Genomic DNA, 18,521 nt, shown 5'->3' on the forward strand with positions numbered 1-18,521 from the left:
TTTTGCTTTTAATTGCATAATAATAATTTCAATTTTACAAAGGGCTTTTATCCATATGTCAGCCACTACTCCAGATTACATCGAAGAATTAAAACAAACTGGCGACTTTTTAACGCTAAGCCGCAATAACGAATGGCACTTAGCCGCAGGGGAGTTCACCCTCAATAATGGCACCGTAGTTACTATTCATGATACCGGTGTTATAGAGTTTCAACCGGCCACTGTTTCAAGCAAAGACGTAGTGTACTCAAGTGCAGTGCACGGAAACGAAACCGCACCAATCGAAATATGCGACGAATTAATTAAACAAATAATCGCCGGTGAGCTGCTCTTAAAGCAGCGCGCTTTATTTATTTTTGGTAATCCGCAATCAATTAATATTGGTTTGCGTTTTGTAGAAGAAAACCTTAACAGGTTGTTTAATGGCCACCATAGTGTAGACGGCGTACCAATGAATAACGAACGTACCCGTGCAGCCAAATTAGAGCAGTACGTAAGTGACTTTTTTAGCCGAGGCGAGCAAGGTAGCAGCCGCTGCCATTACGATTTACATACTGCAATTCGTGGCTCTAAAAACGAAAAGTTTGCAGTGTATCCCTATTTACATGGTAAACCGTGGAAAAAGTCGCAATTACAGTTTTTATTAAGTTGTGGGGTAAATACCGTATTAATGATGAAATCCCCAGCAACCACCTTTAGTTATTATTCATCATTTGTGCATGGTGCCGATTCGTTTACGGTCGAGCTTGGCCAAGTTAAGCCCTTTGGTGAGAATGACATGAGCCGCTTTGCAAAAACCAAACAAACACTCACTGCATTAATTAGCCAAGATAAGGTTGAATATCCAGAATTTAATGCAGATGAATTCGAGTTGTTTACTGTGCACCGCACCATAAATAGAACGCAGAATGAATTTAGTTTTCCATTTTCAGATCAGGCCGAAAACTTCACAGGTTTTGCCAAGGGTGAGTTGTTAGCTACTGATGGCGATACACCTTACTACGCCGATGTGCAAGGAGAGGCGATTATTTTCCCTAATGCAAACGTAGCTATTGGCCAGCGAGCGCTGTTAACCGTTGTGCCAATGGCGATAGACAGTAATTTTATTTAAAATAGCTGATCAGACCACTTGTTGTAATAAGTTAACTATATGATTAATAAATAGTAAAATATCTGTATAGTTAACTTGCCATTTTTATACTCACTATTTAGTTTTGTTTCGTCACAGATTTGTTGAATAACACTTTACGTTAACGTAAAGTGTCGGCAGCTTTAATTAAAGACAGTGCAGATGTTGCAAAGTTTATTCGCAGCAATCAACCCACAATAATAATTTAATGGGCACTGTTTTATCGACAACAAAAGAAGGTAGGTTATGAGTAATCCAAATAACGTATCGCTGAATATTAACCATAAGCTTGAGTTTATCGATGGCAATGCGTTAACTATTCCAACCCTTAGTATTTTAACTGAGGACGGCGAGATTCATCCAGGTGCAACCGCACCCGACATTTCAAAACATACCGCAATTAAATTATACGAAACCATGCGCTTTATACGTTTGTTAGATGAGCGCATGCAAGGTGCACAGCGCCAAGGCCGCATTAGCTTTTATATGCAATGTTTAGGTGAAGAAGCTGCAGTAACAGCCTCTGCAGCTGCGCTTGATCAAAATGATATGATTATGGCTCAGTACCGTGAACAAGCGGCGCTTCACTATCGTGGTTTTACGCTTGATCAGTTTATGAACCAAATGTTTTCTAATGAACTGGATTTAGGCAAAGGCCGCCAAATGCCGATTCATTATGGTTCTAAAGCATTAAACTATATGACCATATCATCGCCATTAGGAACACAAATTCCACAAGCGACTGGCTACGCTTATGGTCAAAAAATTAAACATATAGATGCTAAAACAGGTGAGCTTGCCAGCACTATAGATAACATCACTATTTGTTATTTTGGTGAAGGCGCAGCGTCTGAAGGGGACTTTCATGCCGGTGTAAATATGGCCGCAGTGCATCAAGCGCCGGTAATATTTTTTGCCCGTAATAATGGTTATGCTATTTCGACCCCTGCAGATGAGCAGTTTAAAGGTGACGGCATTGCTTCTCGTGGCGTTGGTTACGGTATTAAAACAATTCGTGTTGATGGCACAGATGCCCTTGCAGTGTATGCGGCAACTAAAAAAGCCCGTGAAATTGCAGTGAGCACAGGCGAGCCAATTTTAATTGAATCAATTGCTTATCGCTTAGGTGCGCATTCGACCTCAGACGATCCAAGTGGTTATCGCTCTAAAGATGAAGAAGCTAATCATCAAGTATGCCCAATCGACAAGTTTAGAAAATGGCTAATTAAGCAAGACTGGCTAAACGAAGCCGACGATGTAAAAGCTAAAGAATCAATTCGTGAAGAAATTTTAGCTGCGCTAAAACGTGCCGAAGTAGTGGCAAAGCCAGCTTTAGAAGAATTAATATCAGATGTTTACGATACCCCAATTCCATCATTGCAACGCCAATATGAGCAACTAAAAGCGCATATAAAACTGCATCCAGATGCCTACCCAGTTACAGCAGGGAGAATTAAGTAATGGCTAAAATGAACATGCTACACGCAATTAACTCTGCACTTGACATTACTATGGCAGAGCATCCACAAGCCTGTATTTTTGGCGAAGATGTGGGTTACTTTGGTGGTGTATTTAGAGCAACTTCAGGCTTACAAGAAAAGTACGGTAAACACCGTGTATTTAATACCCCGCTTACAGAGCAAGGTATTTTAGGTTTTGCGAATGGTTTAGCGGCTTTTGGCGCTCCAGCGCTGGCAGAAATTCAGTTTGCAGATTATATATTTCCAGCCTTTGACCAAATAGTTAATGAATCAGCTAAATTTCGCTACCGCAGTGGTAATGAGTTTAATGTGGGTAATTTAACTATTCGTACACCTTACGGCGGCGGAATTGCAGGGGGCTTGTATCATTCACAATCACCCGAGGCTTACTTTGCACATACACCAGGCTTAAAAGTTATTGTGCCGCGTAACCCGTACCAAGCAAAAGGCTTATTACGCGCGGCAATCAAAGATGACAACCCGGTATTGTTTTTTGAACCAAAACGCTTATATCGCGCATCAATCGGCGAAGTGCCAGAAGAAGATTACACCATTGAGCTTGGAAAAGCCGAGGTAGTACAGCAAGGTACAGACGTGACCTTACTTGCGTGGGGCGCGCAAATGGAAATAATAGAAGACGCCGCCAAACAAGCAAGTGAACAAGGCATTAGCTGCGAAGTAATTGATTTACGCAGTATTTTACCATGGGATGTAGAGGCAATTTCACAGTCGGTGACTAAAACTGGACGCTTGATTGTTAGCCACGAAGCGCCAATTACTAATGGCTTTGGTGCAGAAATAGCGGCAACCATTGGTCAAGAATGTTTCCTACATTTAGAATCGCCAATTATGCGCGTGTGTGGCTTAGATACGCCGTATCCGTTAGCGCTTGAAAAAGAATATGTACCGGATGCATTAAAAGTATTGGCCGCAATTAAACAATCAATGGATTTTTAGGGGATACCATGGCTAAAGATTTTATATTACCCGATATTGGTGAAGGCATAGTTGAATGCGAAGTTGTTGAATGGCTTGTGGCAGAAGGTGACACTGTGGCTGAAGATCAGCCTATTTGTGATGTAATGACAGACAAGGCATTAGTGCAAATACCCGCTGTACATGATGGGGTAATTACCAAGCTTTATTATCAAAAAGGTGAAATTGCCAAGGTTCATGGGCCATTATTTGCTATGAATGTAAGTGGTGAAGCAGTTAGCGAAGAAGCTGATGCAGCACCTGAAAAAGCAGCTCAAACGGTTGTCAGTAATAATAGCAGCGAGCACTTAGAAGATTTTATTTTGCCAGATATAGGCGAAGGTATTGTTGAGTGTGAAATTGTTGACTGGTTAGTTGCCGAAGGTGAAGAAATAGTTGAGGATCAAGCGGTTTGTGATGTAATGACAGACAAAGCCTTGGTACAAATACCGGCAAAATATACTGGTGTTGTAAATAAGCTGTATTATCAAAAAGGTGAAATAGCCAAAGTGCACAGCCCGTTATTTCAAATGACGGTAGCAGGGCGCACAGCTAAAGCCGATGCAGATATAAATCAAGCAGTGGTAAAAGCACAAACTAATGCAGCAGATAAACCAGCGGCTATTAAAGCTGAGCAAACAACTAAAATTGTGAATAAAAAAGCAGTTGCATCGCCAGCGGTTCGTCGTAAAGCACGCGAGCTTGATGTTGATTTAACCTGTGTACCGGGCAGTGGTAAAAATGGCCGTATTTATAAACAAGACATAGAAGAGTTTGTAAAAGGCGAAGTTCCTAACACTATCGATACCTCACCATTGCACAGTGGCAATGAGCAAAGAACATCAGCTACACACTCAGGTGGTACACGTGTAGAGCCAATTAAAGGCATAAAAGCGGCAATGGCTAAACAAATGGTGGCGTCGGTTTCGACCATTCCACACTTTACCTTTAGTGATGAAGTAGACTTAACTAAGCTAATTGCGCTTCGCTCTAGTTTAAAAGAGCAGTATAAAGCGCAAGGTATTAAACTAACCATGATGCCGTTTTTTGTTAAAGCATTATCGCTTGCAATGAAAGAGTACCCAGTACTTAACTCTAAAGTAAATGATGAGTGCAGCGAGCTTACCTATTATAACGATCATAATATTGGAATTGCAGTTGACTCAAAAATAGGTTTATTAGTGCCTAATATTAAATCGTGTCAGAGCAAAAGTATTGTAGAAGTTGCAAACGATTTAACCCGTTTAACCGACTCAGCGCGAGAAGGTCGTGTTGCGCCAGATGATTTGAAAGGCGGTACTATTAGTATTTCAAATATTGGTGCAATTGGCGGCACTATTGCGACGCCTATTATTAATAAACCAGAGGTGGCTATTGTTGCTTTGGGTAAATTACAGCACTTACCGCGTTTTGATGAAAACGGCCAAGTGGTAAGCAAAGCTATAATGCAGGTGAGCTGGTCTGGCGATCATCGCGTGATTGATGGCGGCACTATTGCCCGTTTTAATAACCTTTGGAAATCGTACTTAGAAAACCCATCGGTAATGATGATGGCGATGAGCTAAACATACGCGCTTATTGTTATTAAAAAAACCAGCTTCGGCTGGTTTTTTGTTTACTGTATTTAAAAGTATTATTTACTCACCAAAAATATAAACCATAACCCACGGCTAAAGCCGGTATTGCAGTATAAAAAGTTGCTATGAGCGCGGCTTTTGGTGCCATTGCTATGGCAGGAAACAGCGCATCGCCATCGTTAGAAATAGCATTTGCAGTTAAAGCACTAAATGGAATAATACCTTGAATGTACAAAGTGGTAACAATTATTTGTGGCCCGCAACCGGGTAAAAAACCGATTAATACCGCTATAAGTGGTGCTAAATACGCATAGTGTAAAAACCATGCTTTTAAATCAAGTCCTGCCACATTTACTAATATTTCAAATAACATAAATGACGCAACGACCCACGCAGTTACAAAGTGAGTGTCTTGTAATACCTTGGTAATATTAGAGGGAGGATTACGCTTACATGCATCGTCTTCTGCGGTGACTTCTTTATAGCTCTCTCCTTTAGACGAATACGCCCAAATACTGACAATAAACAGTGCCATTGCAGCGCCAAAAGAGCTAATAATGTTAGGTATATTAGTATCCCACTTGTTAAAATCAACATTAAACGCAATTAACAAAGCAATAATTAAGCTTGGAACAATAGCAACCATCCATACCGGCTTAGATATTTTAATAATAGCTGTTGGTAGCTGTATAACCTGTTGTTTATGCTTTTGTGGGAGTGGTCGCAAAAAGTCTTTTTTATGAATAGCATTTACTATCAACCCGCTTAAAGTTCCTACAACCAAGCCAATACCCATAATAATTACTCCTTCGGTAGGGCGAGTAGCAAGTAGTAAAAATGCCGCATCACCCATTGTTGCAGCTAAAACCGCGACAATAGCGCCAAAACTGGCTTGGCCTTTTGTAAATTGGGTAACAACAATAATTGCACCACCACAGCCTGGTAATGCACCTAGTACAGATGCAAAAGCAACTTCTAAAATAGGCGACTTAGCGCTTAAATAACTAAGCTCTAATTGTGGTAAACGTGCTATGGCGTAGTAGTAAATTAGTAAGGTAGCTGCTACAAAAACACTGACCTGAAAAAATGCGTCACTGAGTGCAGTAATAGTAATAGCGCGTAAATTAGGTAGGGCTAAACACACTAATATAAAGAGTGGTAATAATAAGCGTTTGTTTTGACCCATAAAGCGTTTTGAATTGGCTGTTATAAATCCACTATGTGAGAGTAATTGCATAAAGTGTGGCCTAGTAAGTAACTAAGCTACACTTTACATTGCACTCAAATGATAATCAATATCATTTGAGTGCAATTATATCGATTACTCTATTTGAGTTTTTCGATTAGATAAGATTAAATTACTTACGTTGGAACTCAGAGTTAGTGTTCCACGTTGGCCATTGCTCTTGCTCAGAAATATTAAAACCTACTTTATAAAATAATTGTAGGTCTTGCACCGCGCCCGATAAATCCCATTCATCACGGTAGCGATCGCATGGTTGATGATAACAACCACGCAGTACTAAGCTCATACGCTTACGGTAGTTTGCAGTTTCTTCGTCAAAGGCTTGCGTGCCACCACCTGCGTACATGGCTGGAATGCCCATGTTTGCAAAAGCAAAGTGATCAGAGCGATAGTAACCACCCGAAGAAGGATTAGGATCGCCAGATATTGTTCTGCCTTGCTCAAGCGCAACCGTTGTTAATAAATCATCCATTTGTGATTTACCAATACCTACCACGCTAATATCTTTCACTTTGCCTAATAAATTTAAGCTGTCCATATTAATGTTAGCAACGGTTTTATTGGCAGCAATAACAGGGTTAGCTGCATAATATTTTGACCCTAATAAGCCTTGCTCTTCAGCGGTTACCGCTAAAAAGGTCATTGAACGGCTAGGGTGCTTAGGTAATTTAGTAAAGGCTTCAGCCACTTCAATTAAACCAGCCGTACCGGTAGCATTATCGTGCGCGCCATTAAAAATTTGATCCCCTTTGCGGTTTTTATCAGTGCCTAAGTGATCCCAATGTGCAGAATAAATAACATGTTCATCTGGTTTTTCACTGCCCGGTAAAGTGGCAATAAAGTTATACGAGATAGACTTTTTAATGGTGTTTTTTATCTTTATAGAGGCAGTCAAATCGCCCATATCAACGTGGTAAGCGCCTTTTGCAGCATTGGCTTTTAGTGTATCAAAATCAAGCCCTGCTTTATTAAACAGCTCTTTGGCTACGTCTGTTGTTACCCAGCCTTCAACGGCTACACGGTCCATATTGTTGTTTTCTTTTTGAAAACCAAACTGCTCACCACTCCACGAGTTTTCTACTACAGACCAAGGGTATGAAGCTGGTGCTGTTTCGTGAATAATAATTGCGCCCGCTGCACCTTGACGACTCGCTTCTTCGTATTTATAAGTCCAACGGCCATAATAGGTCATGGCATCGCCAGTGAATAAATCAGGGTTTTTAGTTGCAAAGCCCGGATCGTTTACCAGCATTACTACCGTTTTGCCTTTAACATCTAAGCCTTCGTAATCGTTCCAGTTATACTCTGGTGCATTAACACCGTAACCAACAAATACTAGCTCAGAGTTTTCAATTGCTTGGTTTTCGCTAATGCGACTACTGCCCATTACCATGTCTGTTTTGTATTGGTAGTTTTTACCACCAATTTTTAATACCATGTCTGAGTCTGCTTCAAGCGAAACCAGCGGAACTTCTTGTAAAAAGCTATTGCCATTACCGGGCTTTAAACCCAAGGCTTTAAATTGCGCTGTTAGGTAATCAAGCGTTAGCTTTTCGCCTGGCGATGATGGGGCACGGCCACCAAATTCATCCGATGCTAACACTTTTACATGCTTAGCAATTTCATCAGCTTGAATACTGTTGTAGCCCTTAGTTACATCATCGGAGGTAATACTTGTTGTAGCGCAGCCCGCTAATACGGCAGCAGTGATAAGGGTAAGAGAGAAATAACGTTTCATATTGGCTCTATTTTTGTTTTAAGATAACCCAGTATATGAAGTTCTATTAATTAGAACCAGTTTTTGCGGTAAACTGTTACAAAATTTAAGGTATAAACTAGTAAGTACAAATAATAATGAAGCGTTTTACTCCCCCAGAAGAATTTCAGCCAAGCTGCTTACAAAGCGGCGCTTTTGAGCATTTGCGTACGTTGTTTAATATACATGAGCAAAAAAATTGGCCTCTGCCTAGCTGGTTTAGCCCACACTTAAACGCAATTAATGCCAATAACTTGGCTATTAGCTTTGTCGATGATGCAAAAATAGATTTTGCTGAGCGTTATTACGAGCAAGTTATTTTTGAAACAGGGCAGGTGCCTACGCGTACTGAAAATTGGCACGACTTATTTGGTGGCTTTATTTGGTGTTTATTTCCTAAAACCAAAGCGCTTATTAATCAACGCCATGTAGCAGATATTGCAGTACATGGCACAAAGCAGCGTACCAAACATCGCAATGCCCTAACCTTATTTGACGAATGCGGTGTTGTACTGGCTATTAGCAATACCCAATGGCAACAGTGGTTGCGCGATCATCAATGGAAAACAGCGTTTGTTGAGCATAGAGCGCAGTGGGGAAAAACCATCAAACCATTTATGTTTGGCCATGCAAATTACGAAATGCTAACTAAACCCTATATTGGTTTAACGGGTAAAGCGTTGTTTGTAACTGTACCCGATGAAATATTTTGTAAAGATTTAGTTACCCAATACCAGTACCTAGATCAAAGACTTTATGAGATGATAAAAACCGATCAGTGTTTAGCCGACAATAAACTCCTTTCACCTTTACCACTACTAGGTGTTCCGGGGTGGCATGAGGACAACACCGACGACACATTTTATAATAATACGGATTACTTTAGAGAAAAACGAAGGATACGAACATGATAGAAGTTATTGGCCTTAAAAAGAAATTTAAGCTAACTAAAGATCATAAAAAAAACAAAGTAGATGAAATAGACCCGCGCGAAGATAAAGATTATTTTCATTCAGTTAGAGATGTTAGCTTTCGTTGTGCAAAAGGCGAAGTACTTGGACTGCTAGGACCAAATGGCGCAGGTAAAACCACCACGTTAAGAATGATTTCTACTGCCTTAAAACCCGATGCCGGCAGTATTACCATTGCCGGTAACGACATAATAAAAAAGCCATTGCTGGGGCGTAAATCGATTGGGTTTCTATCGGGTTCAACCGGCTTATACGGGCGTTTAACCGTAAAAGAAAACATCGAATATTTTGCAAAACTCCATGGCATGAGCAAAAAAGATATTGCAACACGCTGCGAAGAGCTATTTACCTTGCTCGATATGCATAAATTTATAGATAAGCGTGCAGAAAACCTCTCAACCGGAATGAAACAAAAAGCCAATATTGCCCGCGCAGTAGTGCATTATCCTGCTGTAGTGGTTTTAGATGAGCCAACGACCGGGTTAGATATTATGACCACACAAACGGTAATTAACTTTATAAAAGGTTTAAAAGCGCAAGGCACACCGGTTGTTTTTTCAACGCACCACCTAGATGAAGTTGCTTTACTGTGCGACCGCGTAGCAGTGATTAACGAAGGCGTAAGCTGTTTTGATGGCACTGTAGAAGAGTTTAAACAAACAGGTAACAGTGAAGAACTTAACCAAGCGTTTATGGACATATTAACGGAGAAACGTGATGTTTGAAGTATTTAAAAAGGAATTAAGAGAGTTACTACGCGATAAAAAAACGCTCATATTTGTAGTGGCTGTGCCAGTTGCAGTGTTCCCACTTATTTTTGCCGTTGTTGCCTTTATTAGCGCACAAGCAGCTATGGATGCAGAGCAAAAAGTAAATACCTACGCTATTGTAAACGGCGACTATGCGCCAGAGTTTACCGACAAAGTGTTTTACCATAAAAGTTTTGAGCAGTATAAAGGCACTAAAACCTTTAATAGTGTTGCACAGCTTAAAGCCGCAGTGATTGCTGGCGATATTGATATGGGCATTTATTTACCAAGCAATGCACAGCAAACGTTAAATAATGCACAGCAAAGCAAATGGCAGGTAGTGTTTAACGACGCTAAGTCTATTAACTTTTTGTTTCAGCGGGTGAAAGAGCTAGCGCAAGAATACAGCGATGCGTTACAAGTACAAAAGCTGCTTAGTTTTGGCATTGACGAAGCAACGCAAAAAGCAATACTAGAACCAATTGAAGTTATAAAAGTAGATACCGCCGATAAACGTGAAAACTTAGGTGAAAAAATAGGTGGGTTTTTACCGTACTTATTAGTACCTTTAGTATTAATGGGAGCAACTTATCCTGCCATTGACTTAGGAGCAGGCGAAAAAGAACGTGGCACCCTAGAGACATTGTTGTTAACACCTATCACCCGTACGCAACTTGTTTTAGGTAAATTTATTACCCTTTTAACTACTTCGATTGCCTCTACAACCATTACTGTGCTGAGTATGGGAGTGTGGATAGCCTTGGCGATTACTTTTGCGGATCTTGAATTTATTAAAGTTGCATTTAGTAGCTTAGCCGTTTCTGATTTATTAATGATTTTTGTATTACTGTTACCACTGGCGGCTATATTTTCTGCGCTAGCGTTAGCTATTTCAATTTACGCACGTACCTTTAAAGAAGCGCAAAACTACATGACACCGTTATCTCTGGGCGTTATTTTTCCGGTAATAATTGCCTTAATGCCAAATGTGGAACTCACTGTTAAAACAGCGTTTATTCCTGTCACTAATGTAGCGTTAGCAATAAAAGAAATAGTTAAAGGCACAGTAGATTACACGCTAATAGGGCTAATATTTTTAGCTACAGCTATTATTGCCGGTATTTTATTAGCTTTTTGCGTTAAATGGTTTAACCGCGAAGATGTGTTATTTAGATAGTTAATAGACAAAGCTTTAAGTTTTGAAGGCAGCACTCGCTGCCTTTTTCATTTATAAACAAATATAAATAGCGTTTAGTTTATTTCATTAAGAGCAATGGTAGTGGTAGAATACACTTCATAATTTGGCACTCTTTATTGCAAATAAAAGAGGTAAGTAATTAATTTTGAGGTTTATTGTTTCTCAATCTAGACTACTTATGTAAGTACTATAGTGTAGGTAATAGTAAATGTTAAAACGAAATTTTTTATCTAGAGTTGCAAAAAGTAATAAGCTAATACTTTTTGCCGTAATGATTTTTATGATCATTGCGTTGCCTTCAATGTATATATTTGAGCAAAAAGTAAGAAGTGAAATTTATCACACGGCGCAAATAGAGCTAAAACGCGAACTCGAAACTAAAACATTATCGTTAAAAAAACACTTTACCGACAGCGTTAACGCCATTCGATTTTTAGATGCAACCCCACCTATAAAAGCAATATCACGCGCTAGTGAAAATCAATTGTCAGATCCAGCATCTGCAACGCCTATGGCCATTTGGAAAAATCGCTTAGCGAGTATATTTTCTGGCTTTATGCGCACCGACGAAAGCATATTACAAGCGCGTTATATAATGCTAGCAGAAGGCGGGCAAGAAGTCGTAAGGGTTGATCGGACCGAGCAAGGCAAAATTACCATACTCGAAGGCGAGCAATTACAACAAAAAGGCCAACGAGATTACGTTATTAAAACCAGTATGCTTGATGAGCACACTGTTTATATTTCACCAATAAATTACAACCGTGAAAATGGTAAGATTCAGCAGCCTTATATCAGTACCTTTCGGGTAGCAAAACCTGTATTTGACAAAAACAAACAGGTTTCTGCGGTTTTAGTTACGAATTATTATGCAGAACAATTATTTAAAAGCCTCACTTTTGAGTCTCCGCAAGGCACTGCAATTTATTTAATGAATAACCAAGGTGAGTTTTTATATCATCCAAACCCAGAGCTGCGCTTTGGGTTTGAGTTTAATAAAAGCAGAACCTGGGAGCAAGAGTCTGTTGGCGCGCAAAATATGGCTGCAGACAAAACGCTGCCGTTAAATAACTACCCACAACAATACACACTGCAAAAGCGTATTTATTTTGGTAATGATATTGCCATGCTGCCACTCGAGCTTGCTGTGAGTGTAGATACGCAAACATTATTAGCAAAAGTGAGCGAGAGACGCCAAAGCTTTATTACTACATTAGCTGTATTTTTTGGTGTGTTTTTAGTTATGACCATGCTGTATCAGCGCTTTATAAACCGAAAGTTACTTATTCACTCGTTAAAAGAGCAAAATAACAGAGTAATAGAAAACTCCTTAGATGCTATTTTTAGCATTTCAGAGTCGGGTAAAGTGGTGCAATTTAATAACACAGCTAAGCAAGTGTTTGGCGATATACTAGAGAGTGATAACGTAAATTTTATTTCTTTATTTACTTTAAATAAAGAAGATGAGCAATGCATAAGAGAAACCATTAAAAATGGCTCTAAAATGCCCTTTGAAGCCATGCACACCGACAGTTCGGGCAATAAATACTACTACTCAATAACCCTCAGCAGTATTTATGATGTGTTTAATGAGCGTTATCAAGTTGCGGCTATTTTAAGAGACATAAGTTCGCTTAAAAATATTCAGGCTGAACTTGAGGGAGTTAATACCACTTTAGAGCTTAAAGTTTCGCAAAGAACCCGAGAGCTTGAACGCGCAATAGATGAAGCATTAGCAGCAAGCCAAGCTAAAAGTGACTTTGTAGCTAATATTTCTCACGAAATACGCACCCCTATGAACGGGGTATTAGGCATGCTAGAAATGCTTAAAGAAGATGGCTTATCAGAGCAACAGCATCATTATTTAAAACTTGCAAATAGCAGTGCTAATTCTTTAATGAATTTAATTAATGATATTTTAGATTTTTCAAAAATAGAAGCGGGTAAGCTCGATATTGATAATCACAGCTTTGATGTTGTTACTGTGTGCAGCGATATGATTAACTCATTAGCGCTACAAGGGCAACGCAAAGGACTTGAAGTATTTTTACACACCCACAATATTGTTGATCGTATGGTAGTAGGTGACAGCCATCGCCTTAAGCAAATTTTAATTAATTTGGTTAATAATGCTTTTAAGTTTACTCACAAAGGTGAAGTTAGCTTAACCATAGGCTCTAAATACATTACCGATACTAAATTACAGATGAGTTTTGCGGTTAAAGACACTGGAATTGGCATAGCAGCTGAAAATATAGATAAACTATTTGAAGTGTTTACCCAAGAAGATTCAAGTACCACACGCCATTTTGGCGGTACCGGCTTGGGTTTATCAATTTGTAAAAAGCTAGCGCAATTAATGGGTGGTAATATATCGCTAACAAGCGAAAAAGGGGTAGGGAGCACCTTTACTGCAACCGTTGAGCTGCATGTAGCACCCCAGAAAAAGCTAAATACCGGTATTGAGCTTGCTACCAGTATTGATGTTGCTGCATTAATTGCTCGCGATAATGTGTATAACAATGTGTGTGATTTATTACTGCAAACATGCAAAGTAGATAAAAGTAATATTGTTAGGTTAGATTACTTTAGTGAGCATGATGAGTTTGAAGCGGACTTATTAATTATTGACGACGACCATCCACAAGTTAATGCCCTGATTAGCTTTTGCAAACAGTACGATAAAAAATATGTACTAATTTTGCGTGATATGGTGATGAACAAACAATCGAAAAAAGTATTTCCGGATCATCTACATATTTTAAATAAACCGCTTACCCAAGATGAGTTTAGTTACAAATTAGCGAGTTTATTCGGTGCCAGTAGTGAGTTTGTTATTACCCCACCAAAGAGCTTAATTGAAGAGCCTGTAGATGCAGACTTATCAGCTTATCATGTACTTTTAGTTGACGATAATATGATCAACATAGAAGTGGCTAAAGCGATTTTAAAGCACACTAAAGTTAAAATCACCTGTGCATCTGACGGTCTTGAAGCTTTAGAGGCGTTAAAGAGTAATAAACAGAAACCTTTTAACGTTATTTTAATGGATTGCCAAATGCCTAATTTAAACGGCTACGATACCACCAGCGAAATTAGAAACGCCAAAGCCGGAATAGAATATATTCATGTGCCTATCATTGCGATGACAGCAAGTGCAATGGAAGGCGACAGAGAGCGTTGTTTAACGGCCGGTATGAACGACTACATTACTAAACCAATTAAGCCGCAAACGTTAAAAGACAAGCTTATTACGTGGTTGAGTTAACACTAAAGCGAAATAGGCGGCTTTTAATAAGTCACCTTTTTTTAGCTGAAGTAATTATATTTTAATATAAAAAAACCGCTTTAAAGCGGTTTTTTTATTTATAGTTAAGTGTATTTTATGCTTAACCTTTAACAGCTGCTTTAATTGCATCGATTGCTGTATCAATATCAATCATTAGCTTTTCACCAGTGCGGCGGTTTTTAAGTTCAACTTTGTTTTCATCAAGGTTGCGCTCGCCAATAACTAATGTAAATGGTACGCCAATTAATTCCATGTCGTTAAACATAACGCCAGGGCGCTCTTTACGGTCATCAAATAACACATCAAGGCCAGCATCTTTTAAGCCTTGGTAAAGGTTGTTAGCAATATCTGGAATGCGATGCGACTTATGCATATTCATAGGCACAATAGCTAAATCAAACGGTGCAATTGGTTGTGGCCAAATAATACCGTATTGGTCGTTGTTTTGCTCGATTGCTGCAGCAACAATACGCGACACACCAATACCATAACAACCCATAGTCATTATTTGGTTTTTACCTGATTCGTTTAATACGCCAGCCTTCATTGCTTGTGAGTATTTAGTGCCAAGTTGGAAAATATGGCCAACTTCAATACCACGTTTAATTTGTAAAGTGCCTTGGCCACATGGGCTTGCATCGCCTTCTACAATATTACGTATATCAGCAACTTCATAATCAGTTACATCACGATCCCAGTTAATGCCGCTGTAATGCTCGTCGTCTTTATTAGCGCCGGCAACAAAGTCAGCTAGTATGTTAGCGCTTCTATCAACAATAATTGGCATAGACAGGCCAACCGGGCCTAATGAGCCAGGTTTTGCACCAATAGCAGCAACAATGTCTGCCTCTGTTGCCATTTCAAGCGGAGAATCTACTAACGGGTGTTTTTCAGCTTTTAGTTCGTTAAGGTCGTGATTGCCGCGTAAAACTAGCGCAACTAAACCACGTACCCCGTTTTCATCAGGCGTAGCGTAAACGATTAATGTTTTAACACCGCGATGTGGTTTAACACCGTAGTGCTTTTTAAGCTCGTTAATTGTTTTAGCGTCAGGCGTTGGAAACGCTTTAAGCTCTTTTGTTGCAGCTGGACGTGGCTCGCTTGGTGCAAGTGCTTCTGCTTTTTCAATATTTGCTGCGTAGTCGCTGCCATCACTAAATGCAATAGCGTCTTCACCAGATTCTGCAAGTACATGAAACTCATGCGATACGCTACCACCAATAGAACCCGTGTCGGCAATAACAGGGCGGTAGTCTAAGTTTAAACGCTCAAAAATATTACAATACGCTTTGTGCATTACTTGATACGTTGCATCTAAACACTCATCACTTAAGTGAAATGAATAGGCATCTTTCATTGTAAATTCGCGGGCGCGCATTACACCAAAACGCGGACGACGTTCGTCGCGCACTTTAGTTTGTATTTGGTATAAAGAAATTGGTAGCTGTTTATAGCTGCTAATTTCTTTACGAACAAAATCAGTGATCACTTCTTCGTGAGTTGGGCCAAGCGCAAAGGTACGATTATGACGATCGGTAAAACGCATAAGTTCAGGACCAAACTCATCCCAACGACCTGATTCTTCCCATAAATCTGCTGGTTGAATTACTGGCATCAGCATTTCAATCGCATTGGCTTTATTCATTTCTTCACGTACGATATTTTCTACTTTTCTAAGTACCCGTAACCCAGTGGGTAACCAAGTGTATAAACCCGAAGCGACACGACGGATCATACCGGCTCTAAGCATTAATTGATGCGATACAATTTCAGCATCCGAAGGCGTTTCTTTAAGTGTGGCGAGTATATATTGACTGGTACGCATGTTGTTTCCGAAATTAGAGTAATTATGTACATATTGTAAGGGCTTCAGTCTACCAGCGGTTGCATTTACACTAAAGCGCTAAGTGATAAATTATTTAGGTATTTTCTATACTAGTAACTAAATTATGCGACTCATTAACTTGCCAGCAAATATTATAGTTATACAAAGTCATACCGTAGCTTTGCTGTCCGTCTTTTTGCTTTTTATAAGCAGGGCGAGGATCTTGCTTTAGCACATTACTTATAAACGCCTGTAAATCTGGATATTGCGTTTGCTGCGCAATAAAATCTAGTACTTCAGGTGTAAATTCAACGCTCATGTGGGTTTCTGGGCGGGTGTCGGCAAACCCCGCACTGGCCTCTGGCATAGAGTCAGAATAGGGTAAGTAAGGCTTTATATCGATTATTGGTGTGCCATCGAGTAAATCTATTCCGGCGAGTAATAAGCTCAGTTGGCCATTTTTATACTCTATACCTTCTAGTTTTACCGCGCTCATACCAATGGCGTTAGGCCTAAAAGTGGCTCGCGTGGCAAACACGCCTTTGCGGGCATTACCACCTAAACGAGGCGGGCGCACCATAGCTGAATAGCCTTTGTCGGCTGTTTCATGAAAACGAAATAGCAGCCAAATATGGCTAAACTCATCGAGCCCGCGTACAAATTCTTCACGATTAAAGTCAGGCGCAAAAATAAGCTTTGCTTTAGCTTCTGGCACTAAACGAGGTTGCCTAGGTATAGCAAACTTTTGTTTATAAGGAGATTGAATGTGGCCAATAGCCGAAATGGTATAATCGCTCATAGTACTCGGGTGCAAATGAAATAGAGCGCTATTCTACCCATATTTAGCGTTTATGGCATTACTTGTAAGTGAGTTTATTACTCATAGAAGCCTAGTCTAAAAGGTATTGATTAGACTAAGTGGTTTATATGCATGTGCGTTTAAACCACTCAAAACAAAAAAGGTAAGCCTAAGCTTACCTTTTACACACGTTTTAGGGTTTAATTAAAACATGTACTGCACTGATACAGACGCTACATCCATATCTGGGTCAATATCGTCATCAAGTTTATAGCGTTCATACTCTAAACGAAATTGAACGTTTGTTGTAAGTGCATATTCAATACCTGCACCGTAAAACGCATCACCACCATCTGTAGAAGCTGAAACAGAACCTACTGGTAAATCTTGTGTGTATTCTGCATCCCACTCAAGCCAACCGCCTTTTGCATACACAGAAAAACTCTCTGTAATAGGGTAGCCCAAGCGTGCGGCAAGCGATACGCCATCAATTTCAGCTTTGCTGTCCACATCACTTACTTCATCAAAGTTTTGATAAGCAAGCTCTAAGCTTAAATACTCGTTAAATTGTGCGCCAACGTAACCTTTTAGCATTTGTGCATCGTCGTCAAAGTCAGTGTCTTTGTCACTGTCTTCAAATTCAAAAGAATATTGACCGTAACCAACACCCGTGTAGATACGTGGAGAATCGAAATCAGCAATATCAGCCTTAGCTGCAGTATTAAAACCCAGTGTTACTAAAGCAAGTGTAGAAAGAGAAAGTGTTTTAATCATGAATTAGCTCCTTTAATAATAAAAATCAAATGCTTGAAAAAATAAGATGTAATTAAATCAAACGTCATCAAGGTAGGTGCAGTGAGCATGCCAATTATTAAAAACATAAAAAAACGGCCATAAAAACCTACTTTAGTATTGGTTTTTATGGCCATTTGTATGATACGTGTACAGCAGTGAACTTTTATTAGTTGTTACTTTCTAAGCTCAATTGCATGTTTTACAAAAAGTGTGAGGTTTTTACAGGCACACTTTAGTTACTTATACCTTATGCAGTAAGTTTTCCGTCTCTATTGCAATTTCTTTCATTTTTATAGCGTAGTTTTCTAATTTTAAATCTTCTTCGGTAATCGCTTTAAAAGAAGGCACAGCTACTGGGTAACCGGTTTCATCCATAGCAATAAAGCTAATTACACAGTGGTTGGTTTCAACCATATTTTGTGTTTTAGGGTCGCCACAACGCACTTGAATAAATATTTGCATACTGGTTTTACCGGTATGGGCTATTTTAGCTTCCACTTCAACAATTTGGCCTACTAAAATAGGGCGTCTAAACTTAACCCCAGCAACAGATACGGTAACACAGTAATGGCCACTCCAGCCTGCAGCACATGCATAGCCAGCTTGGTCAATCCACTTCATGACGGCTCCACCATGCACTTTACCACCAAAATTTACATCAGTAGGCTCTGCTAAAAAACGAAAAACAACTTTTGACGACGGCATAACTAATTCTCTTTTATAAAAACTAG

At 39.6% G+C, this 18,521-nt stretch carries 14 protein-coding genes; 8 read left to right on the plus strand and 6 right to left on the minus strand.

Features of this window, described 5'->3' with window-relative positions; translation table 11 throughout:
• Positions 1-55: 55 nt before the first annotated feature.
• From astE to H5079_RS04015, 4 genes are all read left to right on the plus strand, one after another.
• The gene (gene astE, locus H5079_RS04000; protein WP_011328311.1) at positions 56-1,111 is read left to right on the plus strand and encodes a succinylglutamate desuccinylase; all 1,056 of its coding nucleotides are present in this window, start codon (positions 56-58) and stop codon (positions 1,109-1,111) included.
• A gap of 264 nt (positions 1,112-1,375) precedes the next feature.
• Complete coding sequence (locus H5079_RS04005) at positions 1,376-2,590, plus strand: thiamine pyrophosphate-dependent dehydrogenase E1 component subunit alpha (RefSeq protein ID WP_011328310.1); 1,215 nt, start codon at positions 1,376-1,378, stop codon at positions 2,588-2,590.
• Entirely contained in the window at positions 2,590-3,567 is a 978-nt protein-coding gene (locus H5079_RS04010) for an alpha-ketoacid dehydrogenase subunit beta (RefSeq protein WP_182683473.1), read from the plus strand. The genes H5079_RS04005 and H5079_RS04010 overlap by 1 nt, the downstream gene beginning before the upstream one ends.
• 8 nt (positions 3,568-3,575) lie before the next feature.
• A complete protein-coding gene (locus H5079_RS04015; protein ID WP_011328308.1) occupies positions 3,576-5,150 on the plus strand; it encodes a dihydrolipoyllysine-residue acetyltransferase in 1,575 nt (524 codons plus the stop codon).
• 76 nt (positions 5,151-5,226) lie between these two features.
• Here the strand turns inward: H5079_RS04015 and H5079_RS04020 are convergent, their stop codons facing one another.
• Complete coding sequence (locus H5079_RS04020; protein WP_182683474.1) at positions 5,227-6,399, minus strand: putative manganese transporter; 1,173 nt, start codon at positions 6,397-6,399, stop codon at positions 5,227-5,229.
• A 121-nt stretch (positions 6,400-6,520) separates the two neighbouring features.
• Positions 6,521-8,146, minus strand: coding sequence for a M28 family metallopeptidase (locus H5079_RS04025; RefSeq protein ID WP_089368342.1), 1,626 nt, complete (start codon positions 8,144-8,146; stop codon positions 6,521-6,523).
• Between the two features lie 116 nt (positions 8,147-8,262).
• Here H5079_RS04025 and H5079_RS04030 point away from each other — a divergent pair, with 116 nt between their 5' ends.
• From H5079_RS04030 to H5079_RS04045, 4 genes are all read left to right on the plus strand, one after another.
• Entirely contained in the window at positions 8,263-9,075 is an 813-nt protein-coding gene (locus tag H5079_RS04030; RefSeq protein WP_011328305.1) for a DUF3025 domain-containing protein, read from the plus strand.
• Entirely contained in the window at positions 9,072-9,860 is a 789-nt protein-coding gene (locus H5079_RS04035) for an ATP-binding cassette domain-containing protein (RefSeq protein WP_182683475.1), read from the plus strand. The genes H5079_RS04030 and H5079_RS04035 overlap by 4 nt, the downstream gene beginning before the upstream one ends.
• Positions 9,853-11,061, plus strand: a complete 1,209-nt coding sequence (locus H5079_RS04040; protein WP_182683476.1) for an ABC transporter permease — start codon at positions 9,853-9,855, stop codon at positions 11,059-11,061. The genes H5079_RS04035 and H5079_RS04040 overlap by 8 nt, the downstream gene beginning before the upstream one ends.
• A gap of 229 nt (positions 11,062-11,290) precedes the next feature.
• Complete coding sequence (locus H5079_RS04045; protein ID WP_182683477.1) at positions 11,291-14,350, plus strand: ATP-binding protein; 3,060 nt, start codon at positions 11,291-11,293, stop codon at positions 14,348-14,350.
• Positions 14,351-14,471: 121 nt separating this feature from the next.
• On the opposite strand, the gene H5079_RS04050 is transcribed toward H5079_RS04045, so the two are convergent.
• The 4 genes from H5079_RS04050 to H5079_RS04065 all read right to left on the minus strand — a co-directional run bounded on the left by H5079_RS04050 (position 14,472) and on the right by H5079_RS04065 (position 18,495).
• On the minus strand, positions 14,472-16,196 hold the full coding sequence (locus H5079_RS04050) for a proline--tRNA ligase (protein ID WP_182683478.1): 1,725 nt from the start codon (positions 16,194-16,196) through the stop codon (positions 14,472-14,474).
• Between the two features lie 94 nt (positions 16,197-16,290).
• Positions 16,291-16,995: a tRNA (N6-threonylcarbamoyladenosine(37)-N6)-methyltransferase TrmO gene (gene tsaA / locus H5079_RS04055; RefSeq protein WP_041454438.1), complete on the minus strand. Its 705-nt coding sequence runs from the start codon at positions 16,993-16,995 to the stop codon at positions 16,291-16,293.
• A gap of 204 nt (positions 16,996-17,199) precedes the next feature.
• Positions 17,200-17,769 (minus strand): outer membrane beta-barrel protein, encoded by a 570-nt coding sequence (locus H5079_RS04060; RefSeq protein ID WP_011328299.1) that lies wholly within the window; start codon positions 17,767-17,769, stop codon positions 17,200-17,202.
• Between the two features lie 261 nt (positions 17,770-18,030).
• Positions 18,031-18,495: an acyl-CoA thioesterase gene (locus tag H5079_RS04065; RefSeq protein WP_011328298.1), complete on the minus strand. Its 465-nt coding sequence runs from the start codon at positions 18,493-18,495 to the stop codon at positions 18,031-18,033.
• Positions 18,496-18,521: the final 26 nt, after the last annotated feature.

Origin of the sequence: Pseudoalteromonas sp. SG44-5 (genome assembly GCF_014164175.1) — a bacterium.
Lineage (GTDB): Bacteria > Pseudomonadota > Gammaproteobacteria > Enterobacterales > Alteromonadaceae > Pseudoalteromonas > Pseudoalteromonas nigrifaciens.